Here is a 21,398-nt window from a genome sequence, read left to right on the forward strand (position 1 = left end):
ATACAAACGATATTGAGCAGGCCGTCTGAAAGTCAAATAATGATTATGAATACGGAAAATTGGCGACAGGGTTGGTGGCTGCACGCCCGCCGGGTTGATTCGCCGAATTTCGGCAAGCGTGAAAGTGGCGAAAAAGTTTCGTTGGTGGTGTTGCATAATATTTCATTACCACCTTTCGAATACGGCAATGGTGCAGTAGAGCAATTGTTTACCAATAGTATTGATCCGCATGCCCATCCTTTTTTCAGTGTTCTTACCGAATTGAGGGTATCAAGCCATTTTTTAATTACAAGGCAGGGTGAGGCGGTACAATTTGTTTCATGTGACGATATGGCCTATCACGCCGGTATTTCTTCATTTCAAGGGCGTGAAAAATGCAATGCTTTTTCAATCGGTATCGAATTGGAAGGTTGTGACTTTGAACCTTTTTCCGAAGCCCAGTATCAATGTTTGGGTAAGCTGCTGCGAGCCCTTGCATCTGCTTATCCGATTGAGGCGGTTACAGGACATCAGGATATCGCACCAGACAGAAAAACCGATCCCGGGCATTTTTTCGATTGGGAGCGTGTAGGCCATTGGGGACTAAACGTTGTACGTTAAACGCCTAAATGCTGTCAGATAGGTTAAATTTTCGTTATAATTGCGCGTAAATGACATAAAAAGCGTTTGAAGATTGGCAAAATGCCGTCTGAAAAAACGGTATCGGTAATTTTAAGATACCTCGCTATATAAACACTGCTTTTAAATTTAAATAGCATTTGGTTTTAAACGGTTTTAAGCGGCGTTTCGGTTAACGATACGTCTTAAAATAACAGACAAGGCAGATTTTCTACTTGGGCGGGTTGCCGAAAAAAGCATGGCACAGCGTTTTAGGTGCCTTTTCAATATATAAAAAAACAGGCTTGAATTTATGAATGATACTACCCTGATTATTCTGGTTTTATGTGCAGCCGTGATTCTCGGCTTGATTATTTACAACATGTATCAGGAAAACAAATACCGCCAACAAGTGCGCGAGCAATTTGGCCATGCCGACCAAGATGCGCTTTTGGGCAGCAAGCCTGCATCGGTACGTGATGGTAAGCAAGGAGGTGTTCAAAATACACCTTTGCGTGCGCCGCGCAAAAAAGATTTGTCCGAGGCAGAAATTCCCGCATCCAAACCATCGGTAAAGGCAGCGGTGGAAGACGATTTGTTTACTGCTAAAGTGAGCAAGGCGGCAGCATCCAAGCCGGATGTGGAAATCGAAATACAAGATGACTTCGATGTTGAACCGCAAACATATGCCGAGCCTGTATTGGCGGCAGAAGAAGAGAAAAGCCGTGAGGCGTTCGCATTTGAAAAAGTAGCTGCACCGCAGCCTTCTCAAACCAAGTTGTACGGCAAGAAAAAAATGCTGCTTGATTTAAATGATCTGACCAAGCTGCAATTGCCTTGGTTTGACCCGCGCTTCGATTATATGGCTTATATTTCTTTAAGCGAACCGCAGGAACTCCATGCGATTCCCCGCCTTTCCAACCGCCACCGTTTCCAAATTGCCGGTTGTACTATGGATGACCGTTTCCAAATCGCAGAACCGATTCCGAGCGTTTATTATCAAGGTTTTGTTATCGGTTTGCAGGCAATCAGTCGCAATGGCTTGGCTACCGTACAGGATTTGGAACATTTTGGCGAGCAGGCTAATAGTTTTGCAGAGAAAATGAACGGCGGTTTGATGTTGACCGATGTGGATGCTTTCTTAAACGTAGCCCGCCCCCTGGATGAGTTATGTGCCCGTGTTGATAATACGATTGCTATGCATTTGGTATCGCGAGGCACCGTGAGCGGTACGGAATTGCGGGCGGCTGTAGAGGGCTTAGGATTCGAATTAGGGGCCGACGGAGCTTTCCATCTTTGCAGCGAACAGGGCGAACCTCTGTTTACAATCACCAACTTAGATAATTCGGCATTTACCGCAAGCCTCTTATCCAGCCAAGCTTATCGCGGTTTCAGCATGCTGTTTGATATTCCGCATGTGCCGGCAGGAGAAAAACAGTTCAACCGCTTCATGGATTTGGCGGTTAAACTTTCCAGCAATTTAAGCTTGGATTTGGTAAACGACCGTTTGGAAGAGCTTTCTACCCAATGGTTGAAAGAAGTCCGCAATTATGTATTGGCGCGGCAAGATGAAATGCAGAAAGTAGGCATAGAGCCGGGTAGTGATTTGGCACAACGCTTGTTTTCTTAACGGTTAAATAGTTTTTCAAGAAGCGGGTGCATCATTTTTAGTGCACCCGCTTTGTATCTGTATATCCGGCTTAAGTCTAGATATCCCGAATATTCATGTCAGCCATTAATCTTGAGGATGCTGCCGGGTTATCTTAAGCCTTATTTAAAATCATTGTTTGTTCGGATACTGTGAATACGGTAGTCGTATCAGATATTTGATTTTTATTTATAACGGTTTCAGTCGGTTAGATAACAATGCCGTCTGAAAACTTTGTTCAGCTTTCAGATGGCATTGTTATTATGGAAAATCCAGTTCAACGCATCCGCTCCCTCACCGAACTACTTAATCGTTATGCTTACGAATACTATACATTGGATACGCCCAGTGTACCTGATGCCGAGTACGATAAACTTTTTCGGGAATTACAAGCTTTAGAGGCTGAATATCCTCAATACCGAGAGAAGGATAGCCCCACCCAGCGGGTAGGCGGGCAGCCGTTGGCGGGATTTGATAGTGTTGTGCATACAGTGCCTATGCTTTCCTTAAATAATGCTTTTTCCCCGCAAGATGAAAATGGTGTATTTGATCACACCGAGATGCTGGCTTTTGACGAGCGCATAAAGAGCGGTTTGAGTGGAGTGGAATATGAATATGTCATTGAGCCGAAATTTGACGGCTTGGCAGTTAGCCTGTTGTATCAAAACGGTGTGTTGGTACAAGCCGCAACACGGGGGGATGGTTCGACCGGTGAGGATGTAACTCAAAATGTACGAACAATCAGCAATGTACCGTTGCGCTTGCAAGGTAGTAACGTACCTGAAATGATTGAAGTACGCGGTGAAGTATTGATGTTAAAGGCTGATTTTGCTGCTTTAAATGCCAAGCAAGAGGCGGAAGGGCAGAAAATATTTGCCAATCCGCGTAATGCGGCAGCCGGGAGTTTGCGACAGCTGGACTCACGTATTACAGCCCGTCGCCGCTTACATTTTTTTGCCTACGGTATTGCCCGTATCGAGGGAGGCAATACTTGTAGCGAGCATAGTAAAGAATTGGCATATTTAAGCACATTGGGCTTCAGTCTGCCTCATGGAAATTTCGGTTGTTTTGACAATATTGGTTCGGTGCTGGCATTTTATGAGACCGTATCTGCCCGTAGGGCTGAATTACCGTATGAAATTGACGGGATGGTGGTAAAAGTCAATTCACTGGCACAGCAGGATATGCTTGGATATATATCCCGTGCTCCACGCTGGGCAATTGCACATAAATTTCCGGCGGAAGAAGCATTAACGGTGGTTGAAGCGATTGATGTTCAGGTGGGGCGTACCGGTGCTGTTACACCTGTGGCGCGGCTAAAACCTGTATTTGTCGGAGGGGTAACCGTTACTAATGCTACATTGCATAACGAGGGAGAAGCGCGCCGTAAAGATGTACGTGAAGGTGATACTGTTGTGGTGCGCCGTGCAGGGGACGTGATTCCGGAGGTCGTACGTATTGTGCCGGAGCGGCGGCCGATGATTGTGCAATCGGTAGATGCGGGAGGCCAACCGGATTTGTTTGGCGAGAAGGATAATACTGTCGGGCAGGTACCTAAATATCCTCCTTATAGTTTGCCGGCATCCTGTCCGATTTGCGGAAGCGGCATCGAGCGGGAAGAAGGCGAAGCAGTAGCACGCTGCAGCGGCGGAATGTTATGCCAGGCACAGCGTGCACAAGGATTGATTCATTTTGCCTCGAGAAAAGCTATGGATATCGAGGGGTTGGGGCAAAAACAGATTGAAGCTTTGGTAGCGCAAGATTTAGTGCGTCATTTTGCCGACATCTATCGTTTGAATGTTCCGATACTACAGCGAATGAAGGAAAACGGTACCGTTGAGGAAACGGATACGGTAAAAACAGAGGCTCAGAAAAAATCTTCGCCTACCAAGTGGGCGGAAAATATCTTGGCCGGTATCGAGACTAGTAAAACACCTGATTTGGCAAGATTTTTATTTGCTTTGGGCATCCGTCATGTTGGCGAAAGAACTGCCAAAGTGTTGGCTCAGGCATTCGGTTCTTTAGAGCGTGTACGCCGCGCCCCCGAGCCGTTATTGGCCTGTTTGCCGGATATCGGCGGTGTGGTGGCGCATTCGGTAGCACAGTTTTTTGCCAGCCCCGAACAAAATACAATGCTGGATGATTTGTTGGCTGTTGGCGTATTACCGAAAAGCCAGCCGGTTGTTTTAAATCCGGCGGAATATGCAGCTCCGCAACGTTGGTTGGCAAGGCTGCCTGATTTTAAATTAAGCGAAACTCGGGCAGCGGCATTGTGGGATTTGGCAGGCTGTAGTGTAGAAGGATTGTTGCACGATAAGGCTTTGCCGATCGAATGGCAGCAATGGCGCAGCCAACTTAAAAATAAAGTATTATTAGAGCAAATACAGAATTTTTTAACAGAAATTTTGTCTGAAGGCGGCCAGCAAATGGTTTCAGACGGCCTAAGCGATAAAGTTGTTGGCAAAACTTTTGTGTTGACAGGTACATTGTCGAATCTGAAACGTGATGAGGCTCAGGCCATGATCGAAGCGGCTGGTGGTAAAGTATCGGGTAGTGTATCGAAAAAAACCGATTATGTGGTTGCAGGTGAGGCAGCCGGCAGTAAATTGGAAAAAGCCCGGAGTCTAGGCATAGCGGTATTGGACGAGGGCGGGCTATTGGCGCTATTGCAAAGTTAATGTGGAAGCATGACTGCTTTCTTAGTATTAATGGCAACAGATAATATATAGAAGATATGTTGTTCGGTTGTCGTTTTAAATATGAAAATATTTTCAGTGTATTTTTACATTTTTAATTTTTGGGAGAAACAAAATGAAACCTATTAAAAAAGCCGTATTCCCTGTGGCAGGTATGGGAACCCGCTTTTTGCCGGCAACTAAGGCTAGCCCGAAAGAAATGCTGCCGATTGTAGACAAACCTTTGATTCAGTATGCAGTTGAGGAAGCATTAGAGGCCGGTTGTACCGAAATGATTTTTATCACCGGCCGTAATAAGCGCAGTATTGAAGACCATTTTGACAAAGCTTATGAGCTGGAAACCGAATTGGAAATGCGCAATAAGGAAAAATTATTGAGCTATGTGCAAAATATCCTGCCTTCCAATGTTACTTGTTTGTATATCCGCCAGGCTGAAGCTTTGGGGCTGGGACATGCGGTACTGTGCGCGCATGCTGCGGTAAATGACGAACCATTTGCAGTTGTATTGGCAGATGATTTGATTGATGCGCCCAAAGGGGCTTTGAAACAAATGGTGGAAGTATATAACCAAACCGGTAACAGTGTATTGGGCGTAGAGACTGTCGAACCTTCCCAAACAGGTTCTTACGGTATCGTTGAAGTAGAGCAATTAAAAAGCTATCAGCGCATTACCAATATTGTTGAAAAACCTAAACCCGAAGAAGCTCCCTCCAACTTGGCTGTAGTGGGGCGCTATATTTTAACGCCGCGTATTTTTGATTTGCTGACTAATCTGCCCCGTGGAGCGGGTAATGAAATCCAGCTGACCGACGGTATTTCCCGTTTGTTGGATCATGAATTTGTGTTGGCGCATGCTTTTGACGGTACACGTTATGATTGCGGCAGTAAAATCGGCTATTTGGAAGCTACCCTCGCTTATGGTTTGAAGCATCCTGAAACGGGTGCTGAGTTTAGTAAGCTGCTGAAGCATTACGCAGAAAAAGCTTAAATCGACGGCAGATGGTTTTAGATGATTGTATTGCTTCTCCGGGTCAAGGCCGTCTGAAAAATTAGTAAACAGATAAGATTTAAGCCAATAAAAAACGGATTCCATTTTAGTTTGGAATCCGTTTTTTATTGATTTTGTTTTGATATGGGTGTTTATGGTGCTTCCCGATGGGTTTGATACCAATCGATAAATGCGGCGGGCTTGACGAAACCCAGCAAAGCTTCGCTACGACTGCCGTCCGCACGAATAATAAAAATTCCCGGAGGGCCGAATAGGCCGTATTCTTTAAGTAGGGCTTGGTGTTCCGGCGTATTTGCCGTTACGTCTATCGTAAAGAAACGGTTCATATCTACGGCTTCGGTGACTTCTGTCTGATTAAGGGTGTAGGCTGCCATTTCTTTGCATGAAATACACCATTCGGCATAGAAATCCAGTAATACGGGAGCATTAGAATTAGTATCCAAAGCCCTTTGCATGGCTGCTTTGAGTTCGCCGACATCCGTAAATACATGTCCATAAGTATGATTGCCCGTAGAGGTAGTAGGATTCAGCGTAAGAAAATGATGCAGAGCGGTACTTTGTCGGTTAATGCTTTGATAGCCGAACCAAGATCCCCCGGCCAACAAGACGATACCCGCTATCAGACTGAAAGATTTCAGACGGCCTGTTAATTTCGGTAATTTTGCCAGCATTAATCCGGCGGGAATGATCATTAGCAATGTATAAAGTGTTGCTACAACGGAATAAGGCAGGTAAGGAGTAGCCAAATAGACGGCAACGCCGAGCAGGATAAAGCCGAATGCGTATTTGATGCCGTTCATCCAAGTGCCGGCTTTAGGCAGAATATGACCGCCGAAAGTACCGATAAGGATTAGCGGTATGCCGGTGCCGATGGCCAACGTATAAAGCGCTAAGCCGCCAAGGGCTGCATCTCCGGTTTGCCCGATATAGCCGAGTGCGAATGCCAGCGGTGGAGCAACACAAGGACCGACGATCAGTGCTGAGAGCATACCCATCACGAATACAGATGCTACCTTGCCACCGGATAGGCGGCTGCTTTGCTGTTGGAAATAACTTTGTAATGATGACGGCAGTTGGATACTGAATACACCAAACATTCCTAAGGCCAGTATGACCATTAATACTGATGCGGCCAATACCACCCAAGGTTGCTGCAACCATACGGTTAGCAACGCACCTGTAAGTCCTGCGAAGACACCAACCAATGTATAGGTGAGCGCCAAGCCCTGTACATATATGAACGACAAAGTAAAAGCGCGTTGTTTGGAAGCGGATTTATCACCGACTACGATACTGGAAACAATCGGAATCAGGGGATACATACAGGCTGTAAAACTTAGCCCCAAACCGGCCAGAAAAAATGCCAATAAATTGGCATTCAGAGTATCCCACGATAAGGTAAACCGGCTATTGCTTCGGCTAGGAGAGCTTGCGGGCGCGTTATCGGAAGGGGCAAGGAAACGGTCTACACGGTTTGATGGTAGTGCTTCGGGTTGGTAAATTCCCTCGCTGCCGATATTAAAAGTGGTTTCAACCGGCGGATAGCAAACCCCCGCATCGGCACAGCCTTGGTAGCTGAGGGTGAGGATATAAGGTTGCGGTGTACGGTTGTATGGCCAGTTAATTTGTGCCGCCTGATGATAAACCGTTTGTTTTCCGAAAAATTCGTCTTCTTTAATTTCTCCGCGGCTGTATTGCGGGCTGTTCAAAAAGCCGGCAGGAGAGGTATCGGCAGTGATTTTAGATTGATACAGATAATAGCCGTTTGCAATTGAAAATTGCACATTGATTCCTTGTTTGGTTGCGATAACTTGGGGAATGAATGCCTGTTCGGGTGGTAATAGTTTGGATGCATCTATCCCCCATGCCGTTTGGACCAATGCAAATAAGGAAAGCAGAGCGTAAAAGAATTTTTTCATAATCGTGTTTAAGGGTTTCAAACCGTTTATGGATTAGTCATAGGTTTTCAGACGGCTTGGCATATATTTTAATTTTTTGAAGACGGATAATTGCCCGATCCAAGTAAATCCGTATAACCGCCGTGATTGGTTATGCGGGTATAGCCGAGTTGCCGGAGTATTTTGCGAGCCGTTTCGGCACGGCGACCGCTGCGGCAATACAGATTGATTTGCATATCTTTATTTGTGCTGACAGTAGCGATTTGTGCACCAATATGCTCAACCGGAATATTTATGGCACTTTGCAGATGGCCTTTATCAAATTCTTGCGGCGTCCGTACGTCAATCCAAATACCGTCAGTGCTTTTGAGTTCGGATGCCGAGGTTGTGTGAGGTACGGAGGCAGTTGTTAGAGCTACCATTATTGCCGTAATTAGTATGCCGGGCTGTTTTGAAACCATCAATCCGCCGAAATAAATAGTTTGATTGGGCGGATTATACCCTGTTCAGACGGCATTGGATGCCGGTACGACAGTATTTAATCAATTATTACGGATAAATGATTGGTTTTGCCTATGGCTTACGATTCATTTATGTATATGTAATATTACAAATAGATAAAATATAATGTAGGATACTATTAATATAAATATTAATTTAAGGGGTGCTGGTGTTCGGCAAAATATTACCCTTTTGGGTAACCGGTGTAGTGGTTTCATTTGCTTTGCCAACGGCTGAGGCATGGTTGATATTGGTTATGGTGTTACTGCTATTCGCAATGGTTTGGCAATTTCCTAAGTTATTGCTACCGTTGTTTTTTGTATCGGGTATAGCTTACGGGGTATGGAGAACCCAGAACAGTTTGTCCGCACAGTGGCCGTTGGAGGCGCAGCAGGTGCGATTATCCGTTACAGTAACCGATTTGCCTCAGAAGGATGAAAACAGGGTACGTTTGCGGGTGGAGGCAATAGATGAAAAAGGCCGCAGCTACCGTTTGCAATTGTCTGATTATCAGTTGAGGGATTGGCCGGTCGGTAGCCGTTGGCTGATTAATGCAAGAGTCCGGCCGCCAATAGGAGAGGTAAATACGGTAGGGTTTAATCGTGAAGCGTGGGCATTGGCAAACCGTATCAACGGCATAGGAACAGTAGGCAAGTGGCGGGAAAGCTTGGGGCAAAGTGCAAGTATACCCATACAAAAACTTCGTGAAGCCATTAGTTTGAATTGGCAAGGCGACAGCCATTCGATGGTGTTTTCAGACGGCAGGGCGCTGATGCGGGCTTTGGGTATCGGAGAACAAGGGGCATTAAGTATTAGGCTCTGGCAGGTATTCAGGCCGCTGGGGTTAAGCCATCTGGTCAGTATTTCGGGCTTGCATGTGGGTATGGTGGCGTTTTGGGCGGGTTGGCTGTTAAAAAAGTTACTATACATTTTGCCTTATACGCCTGCCAGACCTAAAGCATGGATACTCGCTGCCGGAGTGTCTACGGGTTTGGCATACGCAGCTTTGGCGGGATTCTCTATTCCTACCCAACGCAGTATATTGATGTTGTTCGCTTTTGCATGGGCGTGGTGGCGGGGTAGCGGCTGTTCGGTGTGGCAGGGCTGGTGGCAGGCTTTGGCAATGGTTTTGCTGATTGAACCTTCGGCTGTATTAGATAACGGTTTTTGGCTCTCTTTCGGTTTGGTAGCTGCCTTACTGTGGATATCGTTCGGGCGCAACCGTAAATATATTTCCGGTTGGCGGTTGGCTGTGGATGGCCAATTGGCTGTGACTGTATTATCAGTAATCGTTTTAGGCGTTTTGTTTTCTTCTGTGCCTATTATCAGCCCCTTGGTGAATGCTGTAGCAATTCCTTGGTTTTCATGGATTTTGGTGCCTTTGGCCTTGTTGGCTTCTTTGTTACCTTGGCCGCCGTTGCAATGGCTGGCGGCTGCGGCAGGCGAGTATACCCTGCAGGTATTGGCAAAGCTCGCTGAATATGCGCCTGAATATACGATTGCTGCCGCTCCGTGGCCCTTAGTCGTATTGGCTGTTATAGCGGCAGGATTGGTATTGTTGCCGCGCGGATTGGGGCTGAAACCTTTTGCTTTGATCGTATTGTTAGGTTTCCTCGTTTATAAGCCGCCCATGTTGGAGAAAGAGCATCTGAAAGCGACCGTATGGGATGTCGGGCAAGGATTATCCGTATTGTTGCAAACCCGCAATCATAGCTTGTTGTTCGATACGGGTACGGAAGCGGCAGCCAATATGGCAGTAGTGCCAAGCTTGAATGCGGCTGGGGTAAAGCGTTTGGATGGATTGGTATTGTCTCATCATGATGTGGATCATGATGGTGGTTTTACGATATTGGCTAAAGCTAAACAACCTGATGTTGTTTGGGCGGGACAGCCCGAATTTTATCCGAATGTCCGACATTGCGAGGAACAAGCTTGGCAATGGGACGGAGTACGGTTTGAATTCTTGAGAGCGGCGGCGATGTCCGGCAAGGAGCATGATAACGACCAAAGCTGTATTTTGCGTGTGTTGGTTGGTCATCAAGCATTGTTGCTGACGGGAGATTTAAGTCAGGCAGGTGAGCAGGCATTGGTAAATCATTATGGAAAAAGCTTGTATAGCCAAGTTTTATTATTGGGGCATCACGGTAGTAACTCATCATCTTCGGGTACGTTTCTGAATGTTGTTTCTCCTGTTTATGCAGTGGCTTCAAGTGGTTATGCCAATCCTTACCAACATCCTAGCAAGGCTGTCCGCAATAGGATTAGGGCACATGACGCCCGTCTGTTGCGTACCGATTTATCGGGTGGTTTATGGTTTGAGCTGGATAATGAGGGTATCAGGCAAGGCCGTCTGAAGATTTGGAAACCTTATTGGCAGAAAAAGCCTTTTGAATAATAGACAAAAAGCCGTCTGAAAATTTTCAGACGGCTTTTAAAAATTTATTTGTATAAGTAAAAACGAATATTGCAATACTTGGCTTTCAAGTTATTACCGTAATTTTTTAGCTGCCTATGAGTGTTAAACGTTGACCAGGAGTGATGGTGCGGGTATTTCGATTCCAACGGCGGATATCGTTTACATCCACATTGAAGCGGTTGGCGATGGTATTTAATGTATCACCTTTGCGTACAGTGTAGGAAACATTACGTACGGCAGCGTTGCGCTGAGCTACTGCCGTTACTTTTAATGTTTGGCCCACACGGATATTGTTACCTTTGATATTATTGGCGGTAACTAAGTCGGCAACGCTTAAGTTGTATCGTTGGGAAATACTGTATAGGGTATCACCCGCTGCCACTTGATGGGTACCTGTGTTCTGGGGTTGACTGTTGGCTCGGGCTAAGCGTGCTTCGGTACGCTGTTGTTGTTTGGCTCGAGCTTCTGCAAGTTGTGCGGCACGGGCACGTTCGGCTGCTTCCCGCGCTTCTACTTCCGCAACAGCATTACGTACGGCATCGGCTGCATTAACACGCATACTTGAGGCTTGGGCTAAAGCCAATAGTGGATCTTCTTGTTCCGACAAGGTAAATGCTTCGGGTGCTGCCGAAGCTAAGTTATCAGCAGCAGGTTCGTTCAGCGGTTGTTGGGTAGGCAACGGCAAAGGTTCATTTAATGCGACTGCTGTTGTAGTGTTGGTATTGTTTACGTTGACGGCTGATTGAGAAGTGGAAACACGCTTGGGCATGGCAGAGGCAGTAGTAGTTGTGCTGCTATTAATTTGTACCGGAGGAGCTGCTGCTATGGTTACCGGAGCTGCTGTTCGCCGGGTAAAGTCGGCTTGTGCCGGTTGTTGTGATGCTACTGCTATATTTTGAACAACCGGACGGGGAGTGGCCGCAACGGTTTGGATGGCAGGCACATCCGAAATATAAGTATCCGGCGTATTATCGGTATCTAAACCGGCAAAATTCGTATAGGCTTTATTTGCACCGTTGTTCAAGCTGTTTTTGGCAACCAGGATGCTTCGGCCCGAGCTAATGCTGTTTCCGCTCATGCTATTTAGGCGCTTGATATCAGCGACACTCATACCGGTTTCCGCTGCGATGCTTGAAAGGCTGGTATTGCCGTAAGCAGTGTATACATCCCATGAAAGCAGAGTATCGGGATTGGCTTTACGCAGGTTTTTCTCAAAATTTCCGGCTGCTTTTACAGGCAATAAGAGTTTTCGGTTGGCTTTAGGTACGAATACGGGAACATTAAAGCCGGGATTAAGTGCTAAAAATTCGCTTTCGCTGATTCCTGCTAAGCGTGCAATAGCAGCATTGTCAATGGGTTGGTCAATGCTGACGGCTTTGAAGTGGGGTTTATTGTCGATATCGCTGAGATTAAGGCCGAAGCCTTCAGGGTTGCTGACTAAATTGCGAACAGCCAAAAGTTTCGGTACATAATTACGCGTTTCGTTGGGCATGCGCAGATTTTCGTAAGTCGGCTCTAACCCTTGGGCACGGGCACGGTTAACGGCGCGGCCTACATTGCCTTCTCCCCAGTTGTAAGCGGCCAGAGCCAATGACCAATCACCAAAAAGCCCGTGCAGGTATTGGAGATAGGTGAGGGCGGCATCGGTTGCTGCATAAACATCGTGCCGGCCATCGTAAAGTGCAGTGCGTTCCAAGCCGTAATGGCGACCGGTAGCAGGCATAAACTGCCATAAGCCCGAAGCACCGACGTGGGAACGGGCTTTGGTAACGAATGCGCTTTCAATAAAGGGAAGTAATGCGATTTCAGACGGCATATTGCGTTTTTTTACTTCATTTGCAATATGGTACATATAAGGTTTGCTTCGGTTGATTGTGCGGTCGAAATAAGCACTATTTCTGACAAAGCTGTTTTCATGACGGCGTACTAATTCGGGATTTACCTCTGCCATTCTGAAGTCTTTGCGCAACGCGTTCCAAAGGCTGCCTCCGGCAAATTGGGTTGTGTTGCCGGTTTCAAGAAGTGAGGCGTTTAGACGCATCATCGCCATACCGGTTTGATTGGGCGTGGCTGCTTGGCCAAGTGACGCCATAGAGAAGGCTGAGATACCGGTAACTGCGAAAGCGATTGTTTTTAGTTTAGCCATAGTCTTGAATTTATTTAGCTTGTAAGTCAATCTTGGAATGGTAACTGTTCGGGCTTTATGCCGTCAAGCTTTGGTAATGTTAAATTTTTTTCTTGATAATATAGCAACTTGTTGTTTATGCTGAAAGGCTTCGGCTGTCTTAACTAGGTTTAGAGAACCGCAGGCCGGTATTGGTAACGGATATACGGATGATGATGAACGGATTATCGGTTTGGTTGGCGGATACGCAGTTAGGGCGTTATAGCGTAAAAAAAGAAGAAGCTTTTTATGAGCGTGCGTTGGATGGCGTATATGGCGGTGTGCAGGTGCAGCTGGGGTTGCCGGATTGGCGTTTGTGGCCGGGAAAAGAAGTATTGTATGTCGGACGTGATATATATATGAAATCCGAGGCAGCCGCTTTGGCCTGCCGGAGCGTAGATGTTTTGTTGATGCCGCATGTGTTGGAGAATTGTTCGGATCCTTCCCGGGCTTTGGCTGAAGCCTACCGCATATTGAAGCCTGAGGGTATGTTGGTGCTAACCGGGTTTAACCCGAATTCTTTATGGCGCTTCAGCCGTCTGTTTGATGGTAAGCGGTTACCGCAAAGAAGCAAATGTTTGCCTTTGCCCGTGTTGAAAAAGAAGGTGCGGGCGGTAGGTTTTTCGATTCAAAGCGGTAGTTTTATGGTTTATGTGCCTCCTTTTGAAAACAAAAGGTTGCTGGGTATCTGCCGATTTATGGAGGCGGCGGGCGACCGCTGGTGGCCGCATGGCGCAGCGGTTTACGGACTGGTTTTGGTGAAGCGTGTAGCCGGAGTCAAACCTTTACCCGAATATGAGTATAAAGCAGGTGTAAAAGGGGAAATGGCTTTAGGGTTGGCTAATGTTTCGTTGCCTGTAAAAATTTCCGAATGAGCGTTACCAAATAAAATTTTTGCTTCCTTGTACTTTTATGAGGGAGATAGGTGCGGATACTGGGTAGCGGAGGATATGATGAAAAAATGTGTAGTCTTAAGCGGAGCAGGGATAAGTGCGGATAGTGGTTTGAAAACGTTTCGTGATGCGGGTGGTTTGTGGGAAGGGCACCGTGTAGAAGACGTGGCAACACCTGAGGCTTTTGCTAAAAATCCGCAATTGGTATTGGATTTTTATAACCAGCGCCGCCGGCAAGCGGCGGAGGCCTTGCCTAACGAAGGCCATTATGCACTTGTAGCCTTGGAAGAATATTTTGATGTTCGGATTATTACCCAAAATGTTGATGATTTACATGAGCGCGCAGGTAGCAGTAATGTGCTGCATTTACACGGGGAGCTGAATAAAATCCGCAGTACGCGTGATGAACACGATATTGTGGTATGGCAAGGGGATCAGTCCTTGGAAGATACGGATGCTGAAGGTTGTTTGATGCGCCCGCATATTGTTTGGTTTGGCGAGGAAGTGCCTATGTTTGAAAAAGCATTGGAAGAGGTGGCCGGTGCGGATATTCTGATTGTAGTAGGTACCTCTTTGCAAGTTTATCCGGCTGCATCATTACTGCAATATGCTCCGCCCCATGCGGATATTTATTTAGTGGATCCGAACCCGAAACAGGTAGGTGCGAGGGTGGAGGTTATTGCTAAAACGGCTAAAGAAGGATTGCCGTCTTTGGTAGATTATCTTGTAAAACAGAGAATTTGATCTGTTTTTAAATTATAAGATCGGGAAATTATTTGATTGTTTTATTGGATTTTAAAAGGCCGTCTGAAAATATTTTCAGACGGCCTTTTTAGTAACGTATGCACGGTTTATTTGGCAGGGGTATCCATCCAGTCCACACGGTTCATTTTACGGACGACTACCCATTCGTCGCGATTGGAACCTACCGTTCCGTAGTAGTTGAAACCGTAGGCCAATTGGGCGTAGCCGCCGATCATATGGGTAGGTTTCAATACGGCGCGGGTAACCGAATTATGGATGCCGCCGCGTTTGCCCGATACTTCGGCTCCGGGTACGTTGACGATTTTTTCTTGTGCGTGGTACATCAGAATCATCGTCTCCGGTATGCGCTGGCTGACTACGGCACGGGCAGTGATGGTACCGTTGGCGTTGAATATTTCTACCCAGTCGTTATCGGTAATACCTGCTTTTTTGGCATCGGCTTCGCTAATCCAAACGTTGGGGCCGCCGCGGAATAGGGTCAGCATCCGCAGGTTGTCGGAGTAGGTGCTGTGTATGCCCCATTTTTGGTGCGGGGTGAGGAAGTTCAGCGTGATTTCAGGGTTGCCGTTTTGGTGTTTGCCAAGCATTTTCTCCACGGTTTTGAAATTGACGGCCGGGCGGTATACGCACAAACTTTCGCCGAACGAACGCATCCACAAATGGTCTTGGTAGAATTGTTGGCGGCCGGTGAGAGTGCGCCACGGAATCAGCTCGTGTACGTTTGTGTAGCCTGCATTGTAGCTGACTTCCTCACTTTCGATGCCCGACCAGATGGGCGAGGAAATAATTTTACGCGGTTGGGCAACGACATCACGGAAGCGGATTTGGGTGTGTTCCGAAGATTCGGCAAGATGGCGGTGTTCGCGTCCGGTTGCTTTACCCAGTGCGTCCCATGCTTTCACGGCAACGTGGCCGTTGGTTTCGGGTGCGAGGGTCAGAATCATCTCGGCGGCATCGATGGCGGTATCGAGTTTGGGTTGTCCTTTGCCGACACCTTCTTCGCGTACGCCGTTGAGTTTGCGCAGCAGCTCGACTTCATGGTCGGTTTGCCAAGCCAGGCCTTTACCGTTGTTGTTTATTTTTTCAAGCAATGGGCCGATAGAGGTGAATTTTTCGTAAATCTTACCGTAATCACGCTCCACTACCGTCATATTCGGCATGGTTTTGCCGGGAATCGGATCGCATTCGCCATGTTTCCAGTCTTTCGGATCGAAAGGCTGGCCCATTTCTTGAGGGCTGTCGTGCATCAGCGGGGTTAGTACGATATCTTTGCGTACACCGATGTAATCTTGAGCGATTTCGCTGAATTTTTTGGCGATGCCTTTATAAATTTCCCAGTCGGTTTTACTTTCCCATAACGGATTAACCGCTTCGGTCAACGGATGGATGAAGGGGTGCATGTCGGATGTATTCAAATCGTCTTTTTCATACCAAGTGGCGGTAGGTAAAACGATATCGCCATAAAGGCAGGTAGTCGACATACGGAAATCCAATACCGTCAGCAAATCAAGTTTGCCTTCGGCGGCCGGACGCACGGTAATTTCAGACGGCGTGATACAGTCGGCTTCCTCGCTGAATACGGCGTTTTGCGTGCCAAGCAGGTATTTCAGGAAATACTCGTGGCCTTTGGATGAGGAGCCGAGCAGGTTTGAACGCCATACAAACAGGTTGCGCGGGAAATTTTGCGGATTGTCAGGGTCGTTACAGGCCATGTCGAGGCTGCCTGATTTAAGACCATTAACGACATATTCGACAGGATTTTCTCCAGCGGCCGCGGCTTGGTCGGCGATATCGAGCGGGTTGGCCGACAGCTGGGGTGCCGAAGGCAGCCAGCCCATGCGTTCGGCTTTGGCGTTGTAATCGATCATCGACAGTTTGGCCATTTCGCCGTTGGCATTGGGGGCGAGGATTTCATCTACGCCGACTTTTTCATGACGCCATTGGCTGGTATGAGCATAGAAGAACGAAGTGCCGTTCATTTGGCGTGGAGGACGGTGCCAGTCGAGGCCGAAGGCTAGCGGAGCCCAGCCGCTTTGCGGGCGCAATTTTTCCTGGCCGACATAATGACACCAGCCGCCGCCCGATTTGCCGATGGCGCCGCAAAGCATCAGCATATTGATGATGCCGCGGTAAGTCATATCCATGTGGTACCAGTGGTTGAGGCCGGCGCCGACGATTACCATGCTGCGGCCTTCGGTATCGTGGGCATTTTGGGCAAACTCGCGCGCTACTTTGATGACCAGCTCCGGTTGTACGCCGGTATGGATTTGCTGCCATGCAGGGGTATAAGGTTTGAGTTCGTCGTAAGAAGCGGCACAATTTTCATCGTTTAAGCCGCGCTCGATACCGTAGTTAGCGGCCATCAGGTCGAATACGGTAGCTGCGAGTACGGTTTCGCCGTTACCCAAAGTGATGCGTTTGGCGGGTACTTTACGGTAAAGCAATTCGTCTTTTTCAGAGGCGAAATAGGCAAAGCCCACTTTTACGACATCGTCGCTTTGGTTTTGCAGGCTCAATGCGGCGTGAAGTTCTTCGCCTGATGCGAGGGTTTCCAAGTTCCACTTACGGCTGCCGTCCCAACGGAAACCGATAGAGCCGTTAGGTGCTTTAAGGCTGTTTTGCCGTTCGTCCCAAACCAAGGTTTTCCATTCGGTGTTGTCGGTTTCGCCGAGTGAGCCGTCAATGTCTGAAGCCCGCAGGAAATATTCGGGTATATAACCGTTACCGTTTTCTTTCAGGCGAACCAGCATCGGCATATCGGTATAGCGGCGGATATAGTCGGTAAAGTAGGGCGAGGGATTTTCAATGTGGAATTCTTTCATAATCACATGACCCATCGCCATCGCCAAGGCCGCATCGGTACCTTGTTTGGGAGCCAGCCAGATGTCGCCGAATTTGGCCATTTCGCCGAAGTCGGACGATACGGCAACGGTTTTGGTGCCTTTGTAGCGTACTTCGGTATAGAAGTGGGCGTCGGGAGTACGCGTCATCGGTACGTTCGAACCCCATACCATTAGATAGTTTGAGTTGTACCAGTCGGCCGATTCGGCTACGTCGGTTTGTTCGCCCCAGATTTGCGGGCTGGCAGGCGGAAGGTCGCAATACCAGTCGTAGAAGGAAAGCGGCACACCACCCAGCAGGCTGAGGTAGCGCGAACCGGATGCATAGCTCACCATCGACATGGCAGGAATGGGGGAGAAGCCGATAACGCGGTCCGGACCGTAGTTTTTCACGGTATAGGCGTTGGCGGCGGCAATGATTTCGTTAGCCTCTTCCCAGCCGGCACGGACGAATCCGCCCAAGCCGCGGCGGGTTTTATAGGCTTTGGCACGGGTTTCATCTTCAACGATATAAGCCCATGCTTCGGTAGGTGACATGGTTTTACGGGCTTTACGCCACATTTCGGCCAATACGCCGCGTATCATCGGGAATTTCACCCGTTGGGCGGAATATACATACCAACTGTATGATGCGCCGCGCGGGCAGCCGCGCGGTTCGTGGTTGGGTAAGTCGGGGCGTGTACGCGGATAATCGGTGGCTTGTACTTCCCAAGTGATCAGGCCGTTTTTCACGTAGATTTTCCAGCTGCAAGAGCCGGTACAGTTCACGCCGTGGGTGGAGCGTACTTCTTTATCGTGCGCCCAGCGGTTGCGGTAGGCGTTTTCCCACTTGCGGTCTTCGAGCGTAACCGCGCCGTGGCCGTTGGCAAAGGTTTCGTGTGCTTTGCCGAGGAATTTTAGTCTGTCTAAAAAGTGGCTCATGGAAGTATTCCTTGCTGATGCGCTCTTAAACGGCTGTGCCGTCTGAAAGCTGTTCTCAAATCAAAACCGATTTCTATGCCGTGTAATATAAAATAGCGGGGTGGTAAAAAATATGCCCCGAAAGGGCGTGCACGTGCGGCATTGGCATAGGGTGGGTACTACCGTAAAGATTAGGCGTCCTACTACTTTCGGCTTAATGATCGGAGAAGGCACTCATGCCGCCTGAAAACAAATGTGCCTAACTAAGCAAGCGTAATGACGGCGGCTGGATTTTTTTGGAAATTTGTTATTTGGAGTATATGGTTAAGTGAAATGCCGTCTGAAAAATTTCAGACGGCATCTTTTAAATATGGAAGTAACCGGTAAGATTTATAGTGTGTATCAGCTTGTTTAGATGTGTTTTTATTTTCCTGTGATGGCTCTTGGATTACCGTGTTTCAGACGGCCTTTGTTTGTTCGGGTAAGTAAAAATCACCGCTGCCTACTTTGATTGCTTCATCCCTGACAGTAATCCGGTTTTCCCCGTTTACCCGGAGTGACAAACGGTTGGGGCGGCTCATATGGTCGCCTTGGAAAATAGTATGGCTGATGGGAGTCCGTTGGAAAAACGCATAATTTCGAAGGCGTGATCAGCCGCGTGAAGGGAACAAAGGCATAATACCGGTTTGTTGCGGCAAGCTGTTGCGGATACTGTTTAGGCGGCTGCAGATACGTTGAGTAACTGCTTCGGCCGCTGCCAAATCGTCATTTGTGATCTCGCTATGGCTGCGGTTGAATAATGCGGTATCAAGCAAACGTTCGGCGTGCATGCCCTTACGGCAATAGTGTAAAACTCCCGGTTCGTTTTCACCAAATAAAGTGCCGACTACACTGCTGCGGGTTAATGCGATACCCAATGCCGCATCTTCGCCTCCGAAACGTTTGAAGATTTCGTCTTGGGGAAAACCGCCACAGGCCAGAAGGGCATTCTTACGGAAAACGGTGTTGCCGCCTACGGTCATTTCCAGCCGCTGCCATGCTGAAGGCAAACCACAGTGTCGGAGATAGCGTTCCGGCAAGCCGACAGGTTTGAGTTTCAAACGAACCAAGCTGAGTTCGGCATATTGGGTAAGGGCGATAAGGGCGGCTTCGAGCGCACCGGCTTCATAGGCATCGTCGGCATCAAGAAAAGCAAGATAGTCTGCATCGCTTTGCAACATCCCCCAATTGCGCGCCCGCGATACGCCGCCGTTATCAGGCAGGAACGAAGGTTTGATACGAGGATGGGCAGAGGCCAATTGGCGGATAATATCGCGGCTGGTGTCGGTAGAGGCATCGTCTATCAGCCAAACATAACGGACTTGTGTTTGAGCTAAGGCGCTTTCGGCGGCACGGGTTATGGTAGAGGCAGCGTTATAACAGGGAATAATGACATCAAGAAATGTGTTCATTGCAATATTATCCGCGGGATGATAGGTATGGGTAATGTTGTAATATTTTTTGTATTTTTATACTTTTTATGCGGACTAAGGAAGTAATTTTATCGATACTTGTAGTCATTTAAGTAATTAATTTTTATCTGTTATTAAAATGCCGTCTGAAAATTATTCAGACGGCATTATTTGGGTGTTTCATTCTTAAAAACAGAATGAAAAAACTCTGAGTTTTATTGTGATTGCTTGGCTAAAAAGTCGTTCAATTCGACTGCTGTCGGCATACCGCTTTGGGCTCCTGCTTTGGTAACGGAGAGTGCGGCGGCGGCACAGGCATATTTCACTGCTTTGGCCAAATCGTGTTGCCAAAATACCGCCAGTGCGCCGTTAAATGTATCGCCCGCACCGGTAGTGTCAACAGGAGTAACGCAGTAGGTCGCTTGGCTGCGGATTTCACGGTTTTCATCCACATACATAGCGCCTTCGCTGCCGCGTGTCATGATAACGGGGCAAGGTGTTTGGCTGATTAATGTTTCTGCAGCAGTATTTTCAGGCAAACCGAGGCTGATTGCGAGTTCGTAGGCATTGGGCGTTAGCGCGGTGACCAGTTGTAGCAATTCTTGCGGCAGTTTTTGTGCGGGTGCAGGATTGAGGATAAAGGGTTTGCCGTGCTTGGCCGCAAGTTTGGCGGTGGCAAGCACGCAGTCGGCGGGTATTTCCAATTGGCTCATCACAACATCGGCAGCGGCGATACGGTGCTCATTGGCTTCGATATCGGCCGGTGTCAGGCAAAAGTTGGCACCAGAGATGACAATAATATGGTTGTCGTTTTCTGCAACTGTAATGTTGGCCAGACCGCTGGATTGTCCGGTAACGGTTTTAACACCTTCGGTATTAACGCCTTCTTTACGCAGGTTGGCCAAAAGCTCTTGGCCGAAACTGTCGTCGCCGACAGCACCGATCAGATCGACTTGAGCACCTAAACGGGCAGCCGCTACGGCTTGATTGGCACCTTTGCCGCCCATAAATTGATTGAAGCCCTCACCCAGTAGCGTTTCTCCTACCGTTGGAAATCGGGAAGAGCGGGTAACGAGATCCATATTGATGCTGCCGACAACAGTGATTTTGCAAGATGTAGTCATTGTTTGTTCCGTGTTGAGATTAGAATTGGAGTTTTATTGCGGAGAGCCGCTGATTGTTAGTAATCAATTTGCTAACCCATTATGCTCTTTGCGATGGTAGCGGAGAATATAAAATATTATGCCGTCTGAAAAAATTCTTATCAGGCGGAAACCGAATATCTGCATATTTAAAATCGGGTTTCCGTCTTGTTTTTCAGACGGCATTAAGTAATGTTGCTTCCGTTATCGGCCTAAGCGGGCAATTACTTGCTCGGCATAGTCGCAGCTGGCACTGATGCCGACTCCAAGTTTGTCGGCCTCTTTAATGACGCTGCTTACCAAAAAATGCGCTAAGCCTTGACCGCGGTATTGGGGGGCTATGCGTGTTTCGGTGATATTCCAACTGTTACCGATCAGTCGGTATTCAAGGTAGCCGATTTCTTCGCCGTCTTCTTTGGAGAGAGTAAAACGGTTGTTGTCCGGATGATGCTGGATATTGTTCATCGCAAACGCTCCT

14 protein-coding genes and 1 pseudogene are annotated in these 21,398 nt (G+C 47.8%); 7 read left to right on the top strand and 8 right to left on the bottom strand.

The genetic code is table 11. From position 1 onward, the window contains the following. The first annotated feature begins 39 nt into the window (after window positions 1-39). The 4 genes from ampD to galU all read left to right on the top strand — a co-directional run bounded on the left by ampD (window position 40) and on the right by galU (window position 5,929). A complete protein-coding gene (gene ampD / locus LVJ86_RS03915) occupies window positions 40-600 on the top strand; it encodes a 1,6-anhydro-N-acetylmuramyl-L-alanine amidase AmpD (RefSeq protein ID WP_479687129.1) in 561 nt (186 codons plus the stop codon). Window positions 601-925: 325 nt separating this feature from the next. Next, the gene (locus LVJ86_RS03920; RefSeq protein ID WP_200900165.1) at window positions 926-2,227 is read left to right on the top strand and encodes a cell division protein ZipA C-terminal FtsZ-binding domain-containing protein; all 1,302 of its coding nucleotides are present in this window, start codon (window positions 926-928) and stop codon (window positions 2,225-2,227) included. 281 nt (window positions 2,228-2,508) lie between these two features. Next, window positions 2,509-4,923, top strand: coding sequence for an NAD-dependent DNA ligase LigA (gene ligA / locus LVJ86_RS03925; protein ID WP_047760566.1), 2,415 nt, complete (start codon window positions 2,509-2,511; stop codon window positions 4,921-4,923). Between the two features lie 133 nt (window positions 4,924-5,056). Then, complete coding sequence (gene galU, locus LVJ86_RS03930) at window positions 5,057-5,929, top strand: UTP--glucose-1-phosphate uridylyltransferase GalU (protein WP_047760565.1); 873 nt, start codon at window positions 5,057-5,059, stop codon at window positions 5,927-5,929. A 152-nt stretch (window positions 5,930-6,081) separates the two neighbouring features. On the opposite strand, the gene dsbD is transcribed toward galU, so the two are convergent. After that, window positions 6,082-7,869 carry a protein-disulfide reductase DsbD gene (dsbD, locus tag LVJ86_RS03935; protein ID WP_047760564.1) on the bottom strand — a complete coding sequence of 596 codons (1,788 nt, stop codon included), beginning with the start codon at window positions 7,867-7,869 and terminating at the stop codon, window positions 6,082-6,084. A 68-nt stretch (window positions 7,870-7,937) separates the two neighbouring features. Further along, window positions 7,938-8,270, bottom strand: a complete 333-nt coding sequence (locus LVJ86_RS03940; protein WP_235284587.1) for a rhodanese-like domain-containing protein — start codon at window positions 8,268-8,270, stop codon at window positions 7,938-7,940. Between the two features lie 245 nt (window positions 8,271-8,515). On the opposite strand from LVJ86_RS03940, the gene LVJ86_RS03945 reads away from it, so the two are divergent. Next, window positions 8,516-10,744: a DNA internalization-related competence protein ComEC/Rec2 gene (locus LVJ86_RS03945; RefSeq protein WP_047760634.1), complete on the top strand. Its 2,229-nt coding sequence runs from the start codon at window positions 8,516-8,518 to the stop codon at window positions 10,742-10,744. A 106-nt stretch (window positions 10,745-10,850) separates the two neighbouring features. On the opposite strand, the gene LVJ86_RS03950 is transcribed toward LVJ86_RS03945, so the two are convergent. Then, window positions 10,851-12,911, bottom strand: coding sequence for a LysM peptidoglycan-binding domain-containing protein (locus LVJ86_RS03950; RefSeq protein WP_047760562.1), 2,061 nt, complete (start codon window positions 12,909-12,911; stop codon window positions 10,851-10,853). A 194-nt stretch (window positions 12,912-13,105) separates the two neighbouring features. On the opposite strand from LVJ86_RS03950, the gene LVJ86_RS03955 reads away from it, so the two are divergent. After that, on the top strand, window positions 13,106-13,804 hold the full coding sequence (locus LVJ86_RS03955; protein WP_053008314.1) for a class I SAM-dependent methyltransferase: 699 nt from the start codon (window positions 13,106-13,108) through the stop codon (window positions 13,802-13,804). Window positions 13,805-13,882: 78 nt separating this feature from the next. After that, a complete protein-coding gene (locus LVJ86_RS03960; RefSeq protein ID WP_047760561.1) occupies window positions 13,883-14,566 on the top strand; it encodes an SIR2 family NAD-dependent protein deacylase in 684 nt (227 codons plus the stop codon). Between the two features lie 107 nt (window positions 14,567-14,673). On the opposite strand, the gene LVJ86_RS03965 is transcribed toward LVJ86_RS03960, so the two are convergent. From LVJ86_RS03965 to LVJ86_RS03980, 5 genes and pseudogenes are all read right to left on the bottom strand, one after another. Further along, the gene (locus tag LVJ86_RS03965; protein ID WP_047760560.1) at window positions 14,674-18,348 is read right to left on the bottom strand and encodes a nitrate reductase subunit alpha; all 3,675 of its coding nucleotides are present in this window, start codon (window positions 18,346-18,348) and stop codon (window positions 14,674-14,676) included. A 437-nt stretch (window positions 18,349-18,785) separates the two neighbouring features. Next, the gene (locus LVJ86_RS11050; protein WP_268777046.1) at window positions 18,786-18,908 is read right to left on the bottom strand and encodes a hypothetical protein; all 123 of its coding nucleotides are present in this window, start codon (window positions 18,906-18,908) and stop codon (window positions 18,786-18,788) included. A gap of 69 nt (window positions 18,909-18,977) precedes the next feature. Beyond that, window positions 18,978-19,778 (bottom strand): glycosyltransferase family 2 protein, encoded by an 801-nt coding sequence (locus LVJ86_RS03970; RefSeq protein ID WP_047760559.1) that lies wholly within the window; start codon window positions 19,776-19,778, stop codon window positions 18,978-18,980. 215 nt (window positions 19,779-19,993) lie between these two features. Further along, complete coding sequence (rbsK, locus tag LVJ86_RS03975; protein ID WP_047760558.1) at window positions 19,994-20,902, bottom strand: ribokinase; 909 nt, start codon at window positions 20,900-20,902, stop codon at window positions 19,994-19,996. A gap of 222 nt (window positions 20,903-21,124) precedes the next feature. After that, window positions 21,125-21,388 (bottom strand): annotated as a pseudogene (locus LVJ86_RS03980) (GNAT family N-acetyltransferase); the annotation flags it as partial. Window positions 21,389-21,398 lie beyond the last annotated feature (10 nt).

Origin of the sequence: Neisseria arctica (assembly GCF_022870905.1) — a bacterium.
Lineage (GTDB): Bacteria > Pseudomonadota > Gammaproteobacteria > Burkholderiales > Neisseriaceae > Neisseria > Neisseria arctica.

What these genes read in the sequence shown, in the direction of transcription:
- LVJ86_RS03955 (WP_053008314.1), top strand. Translation starts at nt 13,106, where the DNA reads ATGAACGGATTATCGGTTTGGTTGGCGGATACGCAGTTAGGGCGTTAT.
- LVJ86_RS03940 (WP_235284587.1), bottom strand. Translation starts at nt 8,270, where the DNA reads ATGGTAGCTCTAACAACTGCCTCCGTACCTCACACAACCTCGGCATCC.
- galU (WP_047760565.1), top strand. Translation starts at nt 5,057, where the DNA reads ATGAAACCTATTAAAAAAGCCGTATTCCCTGTGGCAGGTATGGGAACC.
- LVJ86_RS03960 (WP_047760561.1), top strand. Translation starts at nt 13,883, where the DNA reads ATGAAAAAATGTGTAGTCTTAAGCGGAGCAGGGATAAGTGCGGATAGT.
- LVJ86_RS11050 (WP_268777046.1), bottom strand. Translation starts at nt 18,908, where the DNA reads ATGAGCCGCCCCAACCGTTTGTCACTCCGGGTAAACGGGGAAAACCGG.
- ligA (WP_047760566.1), top strand. Translation starts at nt 2,509, where the DNA reads ATGGAAAATCCAGTTCAACGCATCCGCTCCCTCACCGAACTACTTAAT.
- rbsK (WP_047760558.1), bottom strand. Translation starts at nt 20,902, where the DNA reads ATGACTACATCTTGCAAAATCACTGTTGTCGGCAGCATCAATATGGAT.
- LVJ86_RS03950 (WP_047760562.1), bottom strand. Translation starts at nt 12,911, where the DNA reads ATGGCTAAACTAAAAACAATCGCTTTCGCAGTTACCGGTATCTCAGCC.
- dsbD (WP_047760564.1), bottom strand. Translation starts at nt 7,869, where the DNA reads ATGAAAAAATTCTTTTACGCTCTGCTTTCCTTATTTGCATTGGTCCAA.
- LVJ86_RS03965 (WP_047760560.1), bottom strand. Translation starts at nt 18,348, where the DNA reads ATGAGCCACTTTTTAGACAGACTAAAATTCCTCGGCAAAGCACACGAA.
- LVJ86_RS03970 (WP_047760559.1), bottom strand. Translation starts at nt 19,778, where the DNA reads ATGAACACATTTCTTGATGTCATTATTCCCTGTTATAACGCTGCCTCT.
- ampD (WP_479687129.1), top strand. Translation starts at nt 40, where the DNA reads ATGATTATGAATACGGAAAATTGGCGACAGGGTTGGTGGCTGCACGCC.